Source organism: Streptomyces sp. NPDC059452, from assembly GCF_042750035.1.
Classification (GTDB): domain Bacteria; phylum Actinomycetota; class Actinomycetes; order Streptomycetales; family Streptomycetaceae; genus Streptomyces.
In genome coordinates this window covers 259,334-277,231 of sequence record NZ_JBHYVE010000002.1, presented here as the reverse complement: position 1 = coordinate 277,231, position 17,898 = coordinate 259,334, and the positions used below count along the sequence as shown (strand labels likewise).

Sequence of the window (17,898 nt, the reverse complement as noted above, 5' to 3'; positions counted from 1 at the left end):
GCGACCAGGTGGCGGGGGGTGTCTGGGTGGCGGGGGGTGTCTGGGGGTGGCGGGGCCGGTGCTCAGGCCGTGGCGTGGATCAGGGACTTCGGGCGCATGTCGGTCCACACCCGCTCGATGTGGTCCAGGGCGGCTTCGCGGCTGCCGGCCGGAAGGACGGTGATCCAGCCGTCGGGGACGGCGGCGAACTCGGGCCAGACGCAGTGCTGTCCCTCGTCGTTGACCAGGACCAGGAAGGTGCCGTTCTCGTCGTCGAACGGGTTGCTCTTCATATGCGTGATTCCTCCGTGCGAGAGCCTGATGATTCTGCTGGTGCGGGCGGGAATTCAGCCGGGTGGAAAGTGGGCGGAAGGTGGGCGGCGAGAATGCGCCCGATTTCCTGCTGCGGCTGCGGACGCATCATTCCGTCGTGGTCCGATGCGATGCTGTGGTGGGTGAGGCGGCCGCCGATGTAGGGCGCCCACTCCGCGACCGTCGGCGACTGCTCGTCGACGCCGTGCGCCGCGGAGAGGAAGAGGACGTCACCGCCGAAGCGGTCCGGGACGAACTCGGCGCTGAGGACGGCGTGGTTGCGCACGATCCGCAGCAGCCGGCCCAACTGCTCCTCGTCCAGCCCGGCCAGCGGGTTGGCATCGCGCCGGAACAGCTCCAGGACCTCCGCGAACCCGGGCTCGCCGCCCGCGAAGGCCTGTGCGTCGTACCCGCAGTACTCCAGGATCTTCGCCAGCAGCGCCCGGTCGTCCGGGATGCCGCCGGGCTCCGGGACCGGGTAGCTGTCCAGGTTCGCGAGGAAGGCGACACGGTGGCCGAGCGCTTCCAGCCGGGTGGCCGCCGCATGGGCGAGAAGTCCCCCGAAGGACCAGCCGAGAATATAGTAAGGGCCCTCCGGCTGGATTTCCAGAATTCTGCCCACATATTCCTCGGCCATTTCCGCTATCGACGACGGAAGCGGGGCTTCCGTGACGATTCCGGCCGACTGGAATCCGTACACCGGGAATTCCTGTGCGAGGTGCTCGGTCAGTCCGAGATAGGGCCAGCTGAGCCCGACGCCGCCGTGCATGAAGAACAGGGGCGGGCGCGTTCCGTCGGGCCGTATGGGCAGCACCGTCTCGAAGGCCTCGGTGAGCAGCGCGGGGCGTCGGCCACCGTCGTCCCCGGTCCGGGTCGCGGCGAGTTCGCCCGCCCGTCCGGCGAGCGTACGCAGGGCCTCGAACCAGCCGTGGGCCAGCCGCTCGGCGTCCGTACCCTCCAGAATCCCGCCCGCCCAGGTCCAGTTGGCGACCAGTACGGGGCCCTCGGGGCCGTCCTCGACGAGGGCGTCCACCTCCAGGGTGTGGGCCAGCGGCATTCCGGGAGAGGCCGCCGCGTACGCCTCCCGCGACTCGGGCGCGGCCGACCAGCCGCCCTCGTACGCTTCGAGTCCGGCGAACCGGCCCAGGTAGTTGAAGCCGAGCTGCGGGTTGACGGCGGGCAGCAGCGGGGCGGGCCCGTCGCCGAGGTGGCGCAGGATTCCGTGGCCGATGCCGTGGTCCGGCAGCCCGGCGAGCTGTTCACGCATCTCCTTGACCGACTCCTCCGGCCCCAGGGCCGAGGCCCGCAGGAGCACCGGGTGGGTGCCGGTGAACCAGCCGACCGTCCGCGACAGGTCGATACCGGGGTGCAGTTGCTCCCGGCCGTGCGTCTCGATCTCCACGAGCAGGCTCGTCCCCCGCCACCGGGCGACCGCGAGATCGAGGCCCGCCAGCAGCAGATCGTTGATCTCTGCCTGGAAGGCGGCCGGACCGTGTTCGAGCAGCGGGGCGGTGTGCTCGGCGGGCAGGGTCAGGCGCAGCCTGCGGGCCGTGGCCACGGTGTCCCGCGCGGGGTCGAGAGCGCGGGAGCCGAGCAGGGGCTCCGTACGGTCCAACAGCGCTTGCCAGTGCGCCAGTTCACCGGAGCCGGAGCGGGAGGCGGCGGCCTGGGCGTGCAGCACCTGCGACCAGTGACGCAGGGAGGTGCCGACCGGGTCGAGGGCCGCGCCCGGGTTCTCGTACGCGGACAGCAGGTCCGGCAGCAGGATGCGCCACGAGACACCGTCCACCGCGAGGTGGTGCACCATCAGGATCAGCCTGCCGGGCCGGGCGCTCCCCCGGTCGATCCACACGGCCTGTGCCATGACCCCCTCGCGCGGAGCGAGCCGGTCGCGGGCCGCCTCCGACTGGGCGGCGACGGCGCGCCGCAGCAGCGACTCGTCCTCGTACGCCCGGTGCGTGGCGTCGACACGGGCGACCAGGGGCGCGGCCGGCACCTGGCCGGGCTCGCCGACCACGAGCCGCCAGTCGGCCGGACCGTGCCCGGTCAGCCGCAGCCGCAGCGCGTCATGGTGGTCCAGGACCCGCTGGAGCGCCCCGGTGAGCCGGTCGATGTCCAGGTCGGCAGGTGCGGCCAGGACCACCGACTGGTTGAACCCGTCGACCGGTCCGCCCTCTTCGAGCAGCCGCAGCACCACCGGGGTGGGCAGCAGTTCGCCCACACCGTCGTCGGTACCGACCGTCTCGACGGCCTCGGCCCCGCCGACCGCCGAGGCCAGCGCCTCGACCGTCTTGTGGGTGAACACGTCGGCCGCGGTCACCCGCAGCCCGGCCCGCCGGGCCCGGGCGACGACCTCGATCGACCGGATGCTGTCCCCGCCGAGCTCGAAGAAGCTGTCGTCGACGCCCACTTCGGGGAGCCCGAGCACCTGGGCGAAGACCTCGCACAGCGTGCGCTCGATGGCCGTACGCGGCGGCCGCCCGGGCCCTCCGGCCAGGGCGTCGGCCGGGTCGGGGGTGGGGAGTGCGTTGCGGTCGAGTTTGCCGTTGGGGGTGAGGGGGAGGGCGGGGAGGGTGAGGTAGGTGGTGGGGATCATGTAGTCGGGGAGGTGGGCGGTGAGGGTTTGCTTGGGGTGGGGGGTGGTGCCGATGAGGTAGGCGGTGAGGCGTCCGTGGTGGAGGGCGGTGGCGGCGTCGGTGATGCCGGGGAGGTTGCGGAGGGCGGCTTCGATCTCGCCGAGTTCGATGCGGTGGCCTCGGATCTTGATCTGGTGGTCGAGGCGTTCGAGGAACTCGATCTGCCTGTCGGGGCGTTGGCGGACGCGGTCTCCGGTGCGGTACATGCGGGTGCCGGGCGCACCGTGGGGATCGGGGAGGTAGGTGGTGGCGGTCTTGGCGGGGTCGTTGAGGTAGCCGCGTCCGACACCGGTCCCGGCGACGTACAACTCACCGGGAGTGCCGGGCGGAACAGGCCGGAGGTGGGTGTCGAGGATGTAGAGACGGGTGTTGCGAACGGGGTGCCCGATAGGAGTGCGGGTGTCGAGGTGCGTGTGGGGAGTGATGAAGGCGTGGGTCACGTCGTCGGAGCACTCGGTGGGCCCGTACGCATTCACCAGCGGAATGTGCGGTGCGAGCGCGAGCCACTCGCGCGCCAGGTCGGCGGGAAGGGCCTCGCCGGTCACCATCAGGTGGGTGAGCGGGGCGAGTTCGGGCTGCGGGAGTCCGTTCTTCCACGAGTCGACGGCGGCGCGGAGGAGTGAGGGCACGACTTCGAGGACAGTCACGCCGTCCGTACCGACGCGGCCGAAGAGCTGCTGCGGATCGGCGGCGGTGTCACGGTCGACCACGACCAGACGCCCACCGACGATCAGCGGGGACAGCATCTGCCACACACTGATGTCGAAGGTGACAGGTGCGTTGTGGACGACAGTGTCGGTGTGGGTCATGCCCAGGTCACCGACCTTGGCCAGCAGATGATTGACCATCCCACGCCGATGCACCATCGCCCCCTTGGGACGACCCGTGGAACCCGACGTAAAGATGACGTACGCGAGATCATCCGGACGCCCCGCCGGCTCGACAAGCAGGTCGGTGTCCTGGACACCGTCCCAGGCCACCACCTCCGGCACATGCGCCGCAGCCTCAAGCAGCTCGGCCGCAGTGCCCTCGTGACCGGGCCCGACATACAGCACATCCGGCGCACTGTCCTCCAGCAACCCCGCACCACGAACCACAGGCGCACCAGGATCCAACGGAACCCACGCCCCGCCCGCCCCCAGAACACCGAGGATCCCCGCCACGAACGGCACACCCGGCTCACACAACACCGCCACCCGCGACCCCGCACCCACCCCCGAAGCCACCAACCGACGACTCAACGCCGAAGCAAGCGCAACGAGTTCACCGTACGAAACACTCCCGCCCCGGTCCTCCACAGCAACCGCACCCGGCCACTCCACCGCACACGCCCGCACCCGCTCAACGACACCCGTGTAGGTGTCACACGCGTCCTCGACCGTGGTCGACGCCCACCCCTCACGCACCGCCTCCCGCTCCCCCGGCAGCAGCACGTCCGTCGCGCCGAGCGGCCGGTCCGGTGCGGTCACCAGGACGCCCAGCAGGTGGGCCAGCCGCTCGGTGAACGACCGGGCGGTCGCCTCGCCGAACAGGTCGGTGCTGTACTCCAGTACGGCGTCGATGCCGTCCGGCGCCCCCTCGGCGGTGCGCCGCTCGAAGAGCTCGAAGGCGAGGTCGGCCTTCGCCGTTCCCGTGCCGATCAGCAGCGGCTCGGACGCGACGCCCGCCAGCCGCACGGCGGCCTCGGGCGTGTTGTGCAGGGTGAGCATGGTCTGGAACAGCGGGTGACGCGCCAGCGACCGGCTGGGGGCGAGGGCGTCCACGACGGCCTCGAAGGGCAGGTCCTGGTGGGCGTACCCGGCCAGGTCGGTGGTGCGCACCCGGTCCAGGAGCTCCCGGAAGGTCGGGTTCCCGGACAGGTCCGCGCGCAGCACCAGGGTGTTCACGAACAGGCCGACGAGGTGGTCCAGCGCGGGGTCGGTGCGCCCGGCGACCGGTGCGCCCAGCGGGATGTCGTCCCCCGCGCCCAGCTTCGACAGCAGTGTCGCCACGGCCGCCTGGAGCACCATGAACGTGCTGGCACCCTGGGCGCGGGCCAGCGCGCCGACGGCCGCGTGCAGGGCGCCGTCGATCCGGAACGCGACCGTGTCGCCCCGGTGGCTGGGCACGGCGGGGCGGGGGCGGTCGGCCGGGAGTTCGAGCTCCTCCGGCAGCTCCGCCAACGCACCTCGCCAGTAGTCCAGTTGTTCGCCGCCGACTGTCTCCAGGAGGTCCCGCTGCCACAGCGTGTGGTCCGCGTACTGCACCGGCAGCGGCTCCCACACCGGCTCGGTGCCCGCGCGGCGTGCTTCGTAGGCATGGGCCAGGTCCGCGCCCAGCGGTCCGACCGACCAGCCGTCGGCCGCGATGTGGTGCACGACGACGAGCAGTACGTGCTCCTCGTCCGCGACCCTGAACAGGGTTGCGCGAAGCGGTAGTTCGGCTGCCAGGTCGAAGCCCCGGCGGGCTTCGTCGTGGACCGGGCCCCCGGTCGGTTCGAACGTCGCCAGTTCCCGTACCGGCAGGTCCACCGAGACCGCGTCGGCGGCCACGATCTCCTGGTGCGGCCGGCCGTCGGCGTCCGGGTACCGGGTGCGCAGCGCCTCATGGCGTACGACGACGTCGCGCACCGCCGCACGCAGCGCGGCCACGTCCAGCGCACCCTTCAGCCGGACGGCCACGGGGATGTTGTACGCCGGGTTACCGGCCTCCAACTGCCCAAGAAACCAGAGGCGTTGCTGTGCCGGAGAGAGCGGCAGGGCCGCCGGGCGTACCGCGGGGACCAGGGCGGGCCTGGCCTCTCCGGCGTCCGCGACCCGCGCCGCGAGCCCCGCCGGGGTCGGCGACTCGAAGACCGCGCGCACCGGCAGGTCGGCGCCGAGCGCCGCCCTGATCCGGCCGGTCAGCCGGGTGGCGAGCAGAGAGTGCCCGCCGAGTTCGAAGAAGGAGTCGTCGGGGTCGGCCGGTCCCGGCAGGCCGAGCACCTCGCCGAACACCTCGCCCAACAGCTGCTCCTGCGGGGAGCGCGGGGCGCGGGCGGCGGGGCGCGGGCCCTGTGCGGGCACGGGCAGCAGCTTGCGGTCCACCTTGCCGTTGGCGGTCAGCGGCAGCGCGTCCATGGCGACGTACAGGGCCGGGACCATATGGCCGGGCAGGGTCGCGCCCAGGTGCGTGCGGAGGGCGGCCGGGGCGGCCGTACCGACCGTGTAGGCCACCAACTGGGTTCCGCCCGGCAGGTCTTCGCGGGCGAGGACGGTGGCCTGGGAGACCTCGGGGTAGGCGGCGAGCGCCGACTCGATCTCGCCCAGCTCGATCCTGAAGCCGCGGATCTTGACCTGGTGGTCGGCGCGGCCGATGTACTCGATCTGCCCGTCGCCGCCCCAGCGCACCACGTCCCCGGTGCGGTACATCCGGCTGCCCGCCGGGCCGAACGGGTCGGCCACGAAACGGGTCCCGGTCAGCGCGGGCCGCCCGTGGTAGCCGCGCGCCACCCCGGTGCCCGCGATGTACAGCTCGCCGACCGCCCCCTTGGGAGCGAGCCGCAGCGCGTCGTCCAGGACGTACACCTGGGTGTTGGCGATGGGGCGGCCGATGGGCGGCACCCCGGTCCGTACCCCGTCCAGGGTGGCGGCGGTCGACCAGATCGTGGTCTCGGTGGGGCCGTAGACGTTGGTGACCTCGCGGGACGCGGCGCGCAGGGCGTCGGCCAGCGGCTCGCCCACGGCCTCGCCGCCGATCAGCACGCGCAGGGCAGCCAGGCTGCCGGGGTGCTCGGTGACCAGGGCGTGCCACAGGGTGGGGGTGGCCTGCATGACGGTGGCGTCGCTGCCGGTGATCAGGGCGGCCAGCGCCGCCGGGTCGCGTACGGTGTCGTGCTCGGCGAGCACGAGTTCGGCGCCCGTGAGCAGCGGCACGAAGATCTCCAGGTTGGAGATGTCGAAGCCGAACGTGGTGACCGACAGGAAGCGGTCGTCGCCGTCGATCCGGAACCGTTCGGCCATGTCGTGCACCAGGTTGATCAGCGCGCCCTGCGGGACGACGACGCCCTTGGGGCGGCCGGTCGAGCCGGAGGTGTAGATCGTGTAGGCGGTGTCGGCGGGGTGCGGGGCGGCCGTGCCCACAGGGCCCGTCGGCTCCACCGGACCTGTCGGTCCCGTCGGCCCTGTCGGTCCCGTCGGTCCCGTCGGCCGTTCGGCGAGGTGGGGCGCCGCCGTGTCGAGGAGGTCGAGGAGCAGGTGCGGGTGGGCGGTCACCGATCCGTGCGCCGCCGCGACGCCCGTCGTGGTCAGGACGAGGGCGGGCGCCGCGTCGTCGAGCATGTAGCCGATCCGGTCCGCCGGATAGCCGGGGTCCAGCGGCAGATAGGCGGCGCCCGCCTTCACCACGGCGAGGGTCGCCACGATCAGGTCCGTGGAACGGGGCAGCGCCACCGCCACCAGCTCACCCGGTCCGGCGCCGCGCGCCACCAGTTCGTGGGCGAGCCGGTCGGCGCGCGCGTGCAGCTCGGCGAAGGTCAGCCGCTCCGCCCCGCAGCGCAGCGCGGGCGCGTCGGGGGTGGCGGCGGCACGGGCCGCGAGCTGCTCGCGCAGCGGCTGGGACGGGTGGTCACGGAACGTCTCGTTGTACGGGCCCAGCAGCTCCGCCCGCTCCTCCCCGCCCAGCAACTCCACCTGGGCGAGCGGGAGTCCAGCCCGCTCGGGGAGGACTTCGAGGAGCCGCAGCACCCGGCCGGCGATGTCCGCCGCCTGACCGGCGGTGATCAGGTCGGGGGCGTGGTCGAGCCGCAGGGTCAGCTCGTCGCCGGGCAGCACCAGCAGCGACAGCGGGTAGTGCGTGGCGTCACGGCCCCGGGCGCCCGTCACCGTCAGCCCCGGCACGGCCGAGCGCAGGGCCTGCGGGTCCAGCGGGTAGTTCTCGAAGATCAGCACGGTGTCGAACAGTTCGCCGTGGCCCGCGTCCCGCTGAATGCGCGACAGGCCCACGTGCTGGTGCGGCAACAGGGCCGTGTGCTGCTCCTGCGCCGCGCCGATGACCTCGGCGAGGGTGCGGGAGGCGGGCGCCGCGAGCCGTACGGGCAGGGTGTTGATGAAGAGCCCGACCATCGATTCGACACCCGGCAGCTCCGGCGGCCGCCCGGACGTGGTGGTGCCGAACACCAGGTCGTCGCGGCCGGTCAGCGCACCGAGGACGACCGCCCAGACGCCCTGGAGCACGCTGGAGAGCGTGACGCCCCGGGTACGGGCCCACTCGGTGAGCCGCGCCGTCGCCGCCGCGTCCAGCCGTCCGATGTGCGCCTCCGGCAGGACGGGGGCGCGGCCGGGCGGGGCGGGGACGAGCCGGGTGGGCTCCGCGAGACCGGCCAGCAGCTCCCGGAAGGCCTCGGCCCCGGCCTCGGTGTCCTGGCCCGCGAGCCAGGCCAGGTGGCTCTTGTACGAGGTGACCGCGGGCAGGACGCCCGCGTCGCCCCCGGCGGCGTACGCCGTGAACAGCTCGGACAGCAGGACCGGCATGGACCAGCCGTCGAGCAGGATGTGGTGGCAGGTGATCAGCAGCCGGTACGCGGCGGGGCCGGAGGCCGGTTCCAGGGAGGCGTCGGCGGTGTCGATCAGGGTGAACCGGATCAGTGGCGGCCGTCCGACGTCGAAGGGCTCGGTACGGTCCCGGTCGGTCAGCGCCTCCAGATCGTCCCCGCTCGCCGTCAACTCGCGCCAGGCCAGCGGCGCCTGACGGGGTATGAGCTGGACCGGGCTGCCGTTCTTGCGGTAGCGGAAACCCGCGCGCAAATTGGGGTGCCGGGCCAGCAGACCGGCCGCGGCGGACTTCAGAGCGACCCGGTCCAGCGGCCCCTCCAGGTCGAGGACGAGCTGAACCGCGTAGACGTCCAACTCCCGCCGGTCGTAGACCGCGTGGAAGAGCAGCCCCTCCTGGAGCGGGGTCAGCGGCAGTACGTCGCTGAGGCCGCCGCCCGGTGCCTGCGGTCTCTTCTCCGTGCCCGGTGTGGTGGTGGTGCTCATCCGTCAGTCCCCCAGTCGTCTGCGAACTCGTTCTCGAACTCGTCGATCTCGCCCTGATCCAGGCCCTCGACGAGCCGTAGGTCCGAGGGCGTGAAGCCCCCGGCGTCGGGCCGCGCGGCATGCCGGACCAGCGCCCGCAGCGCCCTGAACCAGCCCTGCGCGACGGCCTCGGCATCGGCGTCGGACACCGCGAGCCCCGCCCAGGCCCACTCCGCGACCAGGCACGGCCCGTCGCGGCGGTCCTCGGTTCGCGCGTTGACGCCCAGCGCGTGCGGCAGCGGCATGCCGGGGTCGGCGCCGGCCGCGACCTCCAGCGATTCGGGGGCCACCTGCCAGTCGGCGGGCTCCGAAATCGGCATCCGGCCCAGGTAGTTGAAGCCGAGCTGCGGTGCCGGGTACGCCCCGAGCACCTGTCCGGTGTCGGCGCCCAGATGGCGGAGGATGCCGTGGCCGATGCCGTGCTGCGGCAGGTTCCGCAGCTGTTCCTTGATCTCCTTGAGCGCCTGGCCGAGGGCCGGTCCGCCCGCCCACACCTCGTCCCAGTCGCAGAGCCCGACATCGAGGCGGACCGGATGCGTGCTGGTGAACCAGCCGACGGTCCGCGTGAGGTCGACACCCGGCACGACCGGCTCGCGCCCGTGCCCTTCGAGCTCGACGAGCACGCCCCGCGCCCCGGTCCGCGCCTCTGCCTGTACCTCGCCCCGCGCCTCGCCCCGTCCGCGCTGCCGGTCGGCGACGGCCAGGGCCAGCGCGGTCAGCAGCACGTCGTTGATCTCGGCGTGGAAGACGGCGGGGACGGAGGTCAGCAGCTCGGCGGTGTACTCGGCGGGCAGCTCCAGCCGCAGGTGCCGCGCCGTGGCCAGGGTGTCCCGCGCCGGGTCCAGCGGCCGTGCCCCGAACGAAGTCTCGCCGCCCGCCAACACCGATTGCCACAAGGGCAGTTCGCTGCGGCGTTCGTCGCGGGCCGCCTCCTCGTTGAGCAGCCGCGCCCACTGCCGGAAGGAGGTACCCACCGGGGCCGGGGCAACCTCGGGCCGCTCGTACGCCTGGGCCAGGTCGGGGAGCAGGATGCGCCAGGAGACGCCGTCCACGACCAGGTGGTGCAGGGTCAGCACCAGCCTGCCGGGCCGCTCGCCGCCCGCGTCGATCCAGGCCGCCCGCAGCACCTCGCCCGCGCGGGGGCCCAGCTCCTGCCGGGAGCGGGCCGCCTCCGCGCGTACCAGAGCACCCAGGTCGTCACCGGCCCGCGCCTCCACCCGTCGCAGCAGCTCCCCGGCCCGTACCGAGCCGGACTCGCGGATGGTCCCGTCGCTCCAGCGCAGCACGTCGTGGTGGTCCAGCAGGACCTGGAGCGCGCCGACGAGACGTTCGTACGTGGCTCCCGCGGGCGTCTGCACGACGGCCGCCTGGTGGAAGCCGTCGGTCGGGCCGTCGATCGCGTCGAACCAGGCGGTGATCGGGGTGGGCGCCACCGGGCCCGTACCGTCGCCCACCCCCACCGTCTCCGGCTGCCCGGCGGCGCCCGCCGCGCGGGCCAGGCCCTGCGGGGTGCGGTGGACGAACACATCCTGTGCGGTGATCGCGAGCCCCGACTCCCTGGCCCTGCTGACCAGTTGGATGGAGCTGATGCTGTCGCCGCCCAGGTCGAAGAAGCTCGCGTCCGCGCCGACCCGCTCCAGCCCCAGCACCTCGGCGAAGGCCTGGCAGAGCACGGCCTCCCGCTCGTCGGCGGGGGCCCGGTCGGAGGAGACCGGTTCGCTGTAGTCGGGGGCGGGCAGGGCCCGCCGGTCCAGCTTGCCGTTGCCGGTGAGCGGCAGGGCGTCCAGGACGACGACGGCGTGGGGCACCATGTGCTCGGGCAGGACGGCGGCGAGCTCGGCCCGCACGGCGCGCGGATCCCATCCGCCTCCCGGTCCCGACCGGCCGTCCCACTCATCACCCGTCCCCGACCCGTCGTCCCGCCCGTCACCCGGCCCCGACCGGACCACGTACGCCACGAGCCGTTTGTCCCCCGGGCGGTCCTCGCGGACCGTCACGGCGGCCTGCGCGATGGTGTCGAGGGCGAGCAACGCGCCCTCGATCTCCCCGAGTTCGATGCGGAAGCCACGCAGCTTCACCTGGTCGTCGACGCGCCCCACGTAGTCGAGGCTGCCGTCCGGGTTCCAGCGCACCAGGTCGCCGGACCGGTACATCCGGGTGCCGGGCTCCGTGGCGAACGGGTCGGCGACGAACCGGTTCGCGGTCAGCGAGGGCCGCCGCAGATAGCCCCGGGCGAGCTGGGCGCCACCGATGTACAGCTCACCCGTCACGCCCGGCGGCACCGGACGCAGCCAGGCGTCGAGCACGTACAGCCGCGTGTTGTGCAGCGGGAAGCCGATCGGCGGCCGGACCGCCCCGGAGAGCGGTTCGCTGATGCTGGCGCACACGGTGGCCTCGGTCGGCCCGTACGCGTTACGCATCACCCGCCCGCGCGAGAACCGCTCCACCAGCTCCGGCGAGCAGGCCTCGCCCGCCACGACGAGCTGGACGCCCTCGGGCATCGGCCGGTCGGCGGGCCAGGCGGACAGCACCGTCGGCGGCAGGCACACCATGGTGACGCCCGTCCGCTCGACGAGGTCGGCCAGCGGGTGGCCCGGGCCGCGCTCCTCGGCCGTCGACAGCACCATCGTGGCGCCGGACAGCAGCCCGATGGCCAGTTCCCAGGTCGCGGCGTCGAAGCTGTACGAGGCGAACTGGAGCCAGCGCGTCGCGGGCCCGATCCCCATGCGCGGCCCCTGGTCGGCCACCATCACGGCGACCGTACGGTGTTCCACGACGACCCCCTTGGGGCGGCCGGTGGAGCCGGAGGTGTAGATCACGTACGCGGCGTCACGGGCCGACAGCGGCCCCGTACGGTCGGCGTCGGTGAGCGCGCGGGCCGGGCGGGCGGCCACCCGGGCCCGTATCTCCGCGTCGTCCAGCAGCAGCGCCGGCACACCGGAGCCCTCCAGCCCGGCGGACTCGGCGGCGGCCGTCAGGGCGAGCGCGGGCCGGGCGTCGTCGAGCATGTAGGCGATGCGGTCGCGCGGGTACCCGGCGTCGATCGGCAGATAGGCCGCGCCCGCCTTCAGCACGGCGAGCAGCGCGATCACCATCTCGGGCGAACGCGGCAGCAGCAGCGCCACCAGATCGCCGGGACCGGTCCCACGGGCCGCCAGCTCGTGCGCGAGCCGGTTGGCACGTTCGTCCAACTCGGCATACGTCAGCACCTGTTCGCCGAACTGAAGGGCCGGGTGGCCGGGCTGCCCGGCGGCCCTGGCCGCGTACAGCTCGTGCACCGGAGCCACGTCGACGTCCTGCGTCGGCCCGGCCCACACGTTCAGGATCCGGTCCGCCTCGGCGGGCAGCAGCGCGTCGAGACGGCTGAGCGGCACATCGGGCGCCCCGGCCAGCACGCTCAGCAGCCGCGCGAACCGGTCGGCCAGGCCACGCGCGGTCGCCTCGCCGAACAGGTCGGTGCTGTACTCCAGTACGGCGTCGATGCCGTCGGGCGTCCCGTCGGGGCGGTGCCGCTCCGTCAGCTCGAAGGCCAGGTCCAGCTTGGCCGTACCGGTACGGACCGGGACCACGGCCACGTCGAGACCGGGCAGGACCAGATCGGCGGACGCGTTGTTCTGGAGGACCAGCATGGTCTGGAACAGGGGCTGCCGAGCGAGCGACCGGCTGGGCGCGAGGGCGTCCACGACGGCTTCGAAGGGCAGGTCCTGATGGGCGTACCCGGCCAGGTCGGTGGCCCGCACCCGATCCAGCAGCTCCCGGAAGGTCGGGTTCCCGGACAGATCCGCGCGCAGCACCAGGGTGTTCACGAAGAACCCGACGAGGTCGTCCAGCGCGGGATCGGTGCGCCCGGCGACGGCGGCCCCCAACGGGATGTCATCGCCCGCACCGACGCTGGACAGCAGGGCGGCCAGGGCGGACTGGAGCACCATGAACGTGCTGGCACCCTGGGCGCGGGCGAGGGCGGCGACGGCCGCGTGCGACGCCCCGTCGATCCGGAACGCGACCGTGTCACCGCGATGGCTGGGCACGGCGGGCCGCGCATGGTCGGCCGGCAGCTCCAGCTCCTCGGGAAGCGATCCCAACACCGTCTGCCAGTAGTCCAGTTGCTCGTCACCGACCGCAGCCAACAGATCCCGCTGCCACAGCGTGTAGTCCGCGTACTGCACCGGCAGCGGCTCCCACTGCGGGGCCACGCCCGCCCGGCGCAGCGCGTAGGCCTCGGCGAGGTCGCGGGCCAGAGGCGCGACGGACCAGCCGTCGGCGGCGATGTGGTGCAGGACCAGCAGCAGGACGTGTTGGTCGTCTCCGTCGGCGAACAAGGCTGCACGCAGCGGCAGTTGTTGTGAGAGATCAAAGCTCTCGACGGCGGCCGAGGCCAGCGCCCGGGTCAGCGCCGCCTCGCCGGAGGCTTCCACGGAGGTCGGTGCGGGCGGCGGCACCGGCAGCACGGGCAGGTCCACACGCGCCTCGGCGGCCGGAACGATCCGCTGCCGGGGGCGGCCCCCGTCGTCGGGGAAGACGGTCCGCAGGCTCTCGTGTCGGGCGACCACATCGTCGAGCGCCGCGCCCAGCGCCGCCACGTCCAGGTCGCCGGTGAGCCGTACCGCGAACGGCAGGTGATAGGTGGCGGAGCCCTGCCCCAACTGGTTGAGGAACCACAGCCGTTGCTGCGCGGGCGAGAGCGGCACCTCCTCGGGCCGCTCACCGGCCGCCACGAGCACGGGCCGCACGGAGGCACCGCCCGTACCGCCCTCGCCGTTCTCCAGCCGCTCGGCGAGCGCGGCGACGGTCGGGGCCTGGAAGAAGGTGCGGATCGCCACCTCGAAGCCCAGCCGCGCACGCACGCGGGACGCGACCCGGGTGGCGAGCAGCGAGTGCCCGCCGAGGTCGAAGAAGTCGTCGTCGATACCCACGGCGGGAAGTTCGAGCACTTCGGCGAAGATCTCGCACAGCGCCTGTTCCAGCGGGTTGCGCGGGGGAAGCAGGCCGGCCGAGTGAGTAGCCGGGTCGGGGGTGGGGAGTGCGTTGCGGTCGAGTTTGCCGTTGGGGGTGAGGGGGAGGGCGGGGAGGGTGAGGTAGGCGGTGGGGATCATGTAGTCGGGGAGGTGGGCGGTGAGGGCTTGTTTGGGGTGGGGGGTGGTGCCGATGAGGTAGGCGGTGAGGCGTCCGTGGTGGAGGGCGGTGGCGGCGTCGGTGATGCCGGGGAGGTTGCGGAGGGCGGATTCGATCTCGCCGAGTTCGATGCGGTGGCCTCGGATCTTGATCTGGTGGTCGAGGCGTTCGAGGAACTCGATCTGTCCGTCGGGGCGTTGGCGGACGCGGTCTCCGGTGCGGTACATGCGGGTGCCGGGTGCGCCGTGGGGATCGGGGAGGTAGGTGGTGGCGGTCTTGGCGGGGTCGTTGAGGTAGCCGCGTCCGACACCGGTACCGGCGACGTACAACTCCCCGGGAGTGCCGGGCGGAACAGGCCGGAGGTAGGTGTCGAGGATGTAGAGGCGGGTGTTACGGACCGGGTGCCCGATAGGGGTACGGGTGTCGAGGTGGGTGGCGGGAGTGATGAAGGCGTGGGTCACGTCGTCCGAGCACTCGGTGGGGCCGTACGCATTCACCAGCGGGATGCCGGGCTCCAACTCCCCCCAGAGCACGGCCAGATCGGCCGAGAGCGCCTCACCCGTGACCATCAGGGCACGGAGCCCTTCCAAGGGAGGACGGGGCGTACCCGCCTGCCATGCGTCGACGGCGGCGCGGAGGAGTGAGGGCACGACTTCGAGGACGGTCACGCCATCCGTACCGATACGGCCGAAGAGCTGCTGCGGATCAGCGGCGGTGTCACGGTCGACCACGACCAGACGCCCACCGACGACCAGCGGGGACAGCATCTGCCACACACTGATATCGAAGGTGACGGGTGCGTTGTGGACGACGGTGTCGGTGTGGGTCATGCCCAGGTCACCGACCTTGGCCAGCAGATGATTGACCATCCCGCGCCGATGCACCATCGCCCCCTTGGGACGACCCGTGGAACCCGACGTAAAGATGACGTACGCGAGATCATCCGGACGCCCGGCAGGCTCGACGAGCAGGTCGGTGTCCTGGACACCGTCCCAGGCGACGACAGACGGAGCGTGATCCGCAGCCTCAAGCAGCTCGGCCGCAGTGCCCTCGTGACCGGGCCCGACATACAGCACATCCGGCGCACTGTCCTCCAACAACCCCGCACCACGAACCACCGGCGCACGCGGATCCAACGGAACCCACGCAGCCCCCGCCCCCAGAACACCGAGGATCCCCGCCACGAACGGCACACCCGGCTCACACAACACCGCCACCCGCGACCCCGCACCCACCCCCGAAGCCACCAACCGACGACTCAACGCCGAAGCAAGACCGACGAGTTCACCGTACGAAACACTCCCGCCCCGGTCCTCCACAGCAACCGCACCCGGCCACTCCACCGCACACGCCCGCACCCGCTCAACAACACCCACATACGCGTCCTCAACCGTGGTCGACGCCCACCCCTCACGCACCGCCTCCCGCTCCCCCGGCAGCAGCACGTCCAGGTGGTCGACGACGGCGTCGGGACCGGCCTCGGCGAGCGTGGTCAGCCAGCCGAACAGGCGCTGCTGGTGCAGCTCCAGCTCCTCCTGCGTATAGCGCTCCGGGTTGGCGTCGAGCCGTACCGAGTAGCCGCTCTCGGCCGAGTCGAGGTAGATGATCTGCATGTCCTCGACCGGCCCCGTCGACAGGTTGTGCAGCAGCCCCGCGCACTCCCCGAAGGCGTAATCGAACCCGGATTCAAGGACGTTGACCGTCGGACCCAGTGATCGGCCCGCGTCTCCGGTGAAGCCGAGGTCGCGGCGGATGCGGTCGCCCCGGTAGTTCTGGTGGCGCAGCGTCGCGCGCAGTTCACCGGCGCTGTCGCGGAGGAAGTCCGCCACGGTCCGGCCGGGCGCCACCCGCACCGGGTGCGGTACGAAGTTGGCCCGCATGCCGGGAACGGCACGGGAGGCAGCCGTGGCACGGGCCGGTACCGCGAGCGTCAGCAGGGCGCGCCCCACGTTCGCGGCCCGCTGCACATAGCTGCCCGTGGCCGCGATCAGCAGCGTCTGCCAGGTGACCCGGGCGTCCCAGGCCAGCGCGCGCAGCCGCTCGACGGTGGCCGCCGGAAGCACGGCCTCGCACCGCAGGGAGGCGCTGACCTGGCCGCCGGGGCGCACCGACAGGCTCACCGGCTCCGGCGTCGGCTCGAACCGGGACTGCCAGAACGCCTGCTCCTTGCGGTACTTGGCGCTCTGCGCGTACGTGTCCTCGTCGTCGGTCAGCGTACGGGGATCGGGAAAGGCGCCCTCGGCCTCCGGGTCGGCGTACAGGGCGGCGAGGCGGTTGTAGACGAGGACGCGGCTGAACCCGTCGACCAGGATGTGGTTGACCCGGATATAGAACAGCACATGCTCCGGGCCGAGCCGCAGCAGCACCGAGCGCAGGGTGCCCACGGTCAGGTCGGGCGGTGCGAGCAGGTCCAGGCGCATGAAGGCGTCGGCGGCCTCGCGGGGCCGCTCCTCGTGGGAGAGGTCGACCGTCTCGACGGGGAAGTCCTCGACGGGCAGCAGCTCCTGGCGCGGTTCGCCGTCCTGTTCGGTGAACCGCGCACGCAGTGTGCCGGCCTCCCGGAGTACCCCCTGCCAGGCCGCCGTGAGCCGGGCGGTGTCGAGAGGGCCGCGCAACTCCAGGAAGTCGCCCATCGTGAAGACGGGGTTGCCCGGGTCCGCCTGCTGTCCGTACCACATCTCGTGCTGCGCGGCGGAGAGCGGCAGCTGCTGCGCAGGGGGTAGGGAGATCATGACTGCAGTGCTCCAGTGGGAAGTTCGGTCAGTTCATGGCTGTCGTCGACCGCGTCGCCGCCCTGCACCCCGGCCGTGTCCCCGGCCGGGGCCTCCGGTGCTACGGCGGTGCCGTCCGCATCGGTGCCGTCCACGTCGATGCCGTACACATCGCGCACCCAGCTCGACTGGTAGACGGTGTCCAGATACCGCTCGCCGAGGTCCGGTGCGATGGCGACCGCCGTGGCGTCCTGCCCGGGGCGGTGCTCGGCCAGCCAGCTCAGCGCGCCGCTGACCACCGTCCCGGTGGAGCCGCCGAAGAGGAAGCCGCCACGGGCCAGGGTGTGGCAGGCCCGTACGGTGTCGGCCTCGGGGACGTGCACGACGTGGTCCACGTACGAGGTGTCGAGCAGCGCGGGCCGCACCCCGGTGCCGAGGCCGGGGACCATGCGCGGGCCCGGCGGACCGCCGAAGGTCACCGAGCCGACGCTGTCGACGGCGACGATCGTCACGGGCTGCGGCCGGTCCTTGAAGTAGCGGGCGCAGCCCATCAGGGTGCCGGTGGTGCCCGCGCCGATGAACAGCACCTCCAGGCCCGGGAACTGCTTCTCGATCTGCGGGGCCGTGGTGCGGTAGTGGGCCCGCCAGTTGTCCGGGTTGGCGTGCTGGTTGAGCCAGACGTACCGGGGTCCGCCGGCCAGCAGCCGCTGGACGTACGCGAGGCGCGCCGCGAGGAACCCGCCCTCGGCCGCCGGCTCGGTGACGGTGTGGACCTCGCTGCCGAGCGATTCGATGACCTTGCGGGTGGCGAGGTTGGTACGCGCGTCGACCACGCAGATGAAGTGGTAGCCCTTGGCGGCGGCGATCACGCTCAGGGCGACGCCGAGGTTGCCGGACGACGACTCCACCAGCGTCGATTCCCGGGTGAGGGCCCCGCTGCGCTCGGCCGCCTCGATCATGCTCGCGGCGGCCTTGAGCTTGATGGACCCGGCGAAGTTGAAGCCCTCACATTTGAGATGCAGCGGATAGCCGTACATGTCCCGCAGATCCACGTAGAGATCCTCGGTATTGAATTCGTGCGGTGCCGATATGACCGGCATGATCCCCCCAGAAGCA

4 protein-coding genes are annotated in these 17,898 nt (G+C 72.6%); all 4 read right to left on the bottom strand.

Features of this window, described 5'->3' with window-relative positions; all coding sequences use genetic code 11:
* Positions 1-62 precede the first annotated feature (62 nt).
* The 4 genes from ACFW9Z_RS04160 to sbnA are packed head-to-tail and all read right to left on the bottom strand — an operon-like array spanning position 63 to position 17,882.
* Positions 63-272 carry an MbtH family protein gene (locus tag ACFW9Z_RS04160; RefSeq protein ID WP_384634044.1) on the bottom strand — a complete coding sequence of 70 codons (210 nt, stop codon included), beginning with the start codon at positions 270-272 and terminating at the stop codon, positions 63-65.
* Positions 269-8,920, bottom strand: a complete 8,652-nt coding sequence (locus ACFW9Z_RS04155; RefSeq protein WP_384634042.1) for an amino acid adenylation domain-containing protein — start codon at positions 8,918-8,920, stop codon at positions 269-271. The genes ACFW9Z_RS04160 and ACFW9Z_RS04155 overlap by 4 nt, the downstream gene beginning before the upstream one ends.
* On the bottom strand, positions 8,917-16,803 hold the full coding sequence (locus ACFW9Z_RS04150) for an amino acid adenylation domain-containing protein (RefSeq protein ID WP_384634039.1): 7,887 nt from the start codon (positions 16,801-16,803) through the stop codon (positions 8,917-8,919). Before ACFW9Z_RS04150 ends, ACFW9Z_RS04155 begins: the two co-directional genes overlap by 4 nt.
* The gene (gene sbnA / locus ACFW9Z_RS04145; RefSeq protein WP_384634036.1) at positions 16,800-17,882 is read right to left on the bottom strand and encodes a 2,3-diaminopropionate biosynthesis protein SbnA; all 1,083 of its coding nucleotides are present in this window, start codon (positions 17,880-17,882) and stop codon (positions 16,800-16,802) included. Before sbnA ends, ACFW9Z_RS04150 begins: the two co-directional genes overlap by 4 nt.
* Positions 17,883-17,898: the final 16 nt, after the last annotated feature.